Source organism: Pseudomonas sp. CGJS7 (assembly GCF_036961695.1).
Genome location: NZ_JBAMDI010000292.1, coordinates 1 through 1,505, shown reverse-complemented (window position 1 = coordinate 1,505; position 1,505 = coordinate 1). Strand labels below are relative to the sequence as shown.

At 69.3% G+C, this 1,505-nt stretch carries 1 protein-coding gene; it reads right to left on the bottom strand.

Translation table 11 applies throughout. The features are described from left to right. On the bottom strand, window positions 1–1,505 hold a 1,505-nt coding region (locus V7787_RS52745), incomplete at both ends, for an amino acid adenylation domain-containing protein (protein ID WP_336095446.1).

Below are 1,505 nucleotides of genomic sequence, written 5' to 3'. Positions count from 1 at the left end.
GCCTGTTGCAGCAGGCTGGCATCCGCCGCCGGCAAGGCACGGCGGTCGAGCTTGCCGTTGGCGGTCAGCGGCATGCGCTCGAGCAGCAGCAGGTGCGCCGGCACCATGTACTCCGGCAGGTCTTCGCGCAGTGCGGCCTTGACCGCCTCACGCCAGAGCGCCTGGTCCGCCACCGCTTGCCCGGCCACCAGGTAACCGACCAGCTGGGTGCCACTCGCCCCCTCCTGGGCCAGCACCACGGCCTCGCGCACCTGGGGCAGCGCCTGCAGCCGCGCCTGGATCTCGCCCAGCTCGATGCGGAAGCCACGGATCTTCACCTGATGGTCCATCCGCCCGACGTACTCGATCACCCCATCGGCGCGCCAGCGTGCCAGGTCGCCGCTGCGGTACAGCCGCGCCCCGCTCTCGCCGAACGGGTCGGGAATGAAGCGCGTGGCGCTGAGGTCGGCGCGCTTGAGGTAGCCACGGGCCAGGCCCTGGCGACCGACGTACAGCTCGCCGACACAGCCGGCGGCCACCGGGTTGAGGTCGCTGTCGAGCACGTACAGGCTCTGGTCCGGGATCGGCACACCAATCGGGCTCGACGCGCTCTGCGCCAGGTCAGCCAGCGACAATGGACGGTAGGTCACGTGCACCGTGGTTTCGGTGATGCCGTACATGTTGACCAGTTGCGGGGCACGATCGCCGAAGCGCTCGAACCACGGACGCAGGCTGCCGACCTCCAGCGCCTCGCCGCCGAACACCACGTAGCGCAGCTGCTGGTCGCTGCGCTGGCCTTCAGCGCAGGCCACCTGCATCAGCTGGCGGAACGCCGACGGCGTCTGGTTGAGCACGGTCACCCGCTGCTCGCACAGCAGTTGGTAGAAGGCCTCCGGCGAACGGCTGACATCCTGCGGCACGATCACCAGGCGGCCACCATGCAGCAAGGCGCCGAACAGCTCCCATACCGAGAAGTCGAAGGCATAGGAGTGGAACAGCGTCCAGCAGTCCTGCGGGCCGAAGCCGAACCAGCCGTCCGTGGCCTCGAACAGGCGCAGCACGTTGCGGTGCGGCAGCAAGGTGCCCTTCGGCTTGCCGGTGGAGCCGGAGGTGTAGATGACATAGGCCAGGTTATCCAGGTCCACCGCAACGTTCGGGTTGACCTCGGCGAAGTCAGCGTAGTCGGCATAGTCGGCGGCCAGGTCCAGCACCTGCACGTTCGCCGCCAGGCTCAGCCCGAGGTCGCCCTGGCCGAGCAGCAACTGCAGGCCGCTGTCCTCGATCATGTAGTGCAGGCGATCCAGCGGATAGGCCGGGTCCAGCGGCACGTAGGCACCACCGGCCTTGAGGATGGCCAGCAGGCCGACCACCATCTCCAGCGAACGCGGCGCGACCAGGCCCACCAGCACGTCCGGGCCGACGCCTCGGGCGATCAGCGCGTGGGCGATCCGGTTGGCCCGGCGGTTCAGCTCGGCGTAGCTCAACTGTTCGCCTTCGCAGACCAGCGCCGGCGCCTGCGGCGCGCG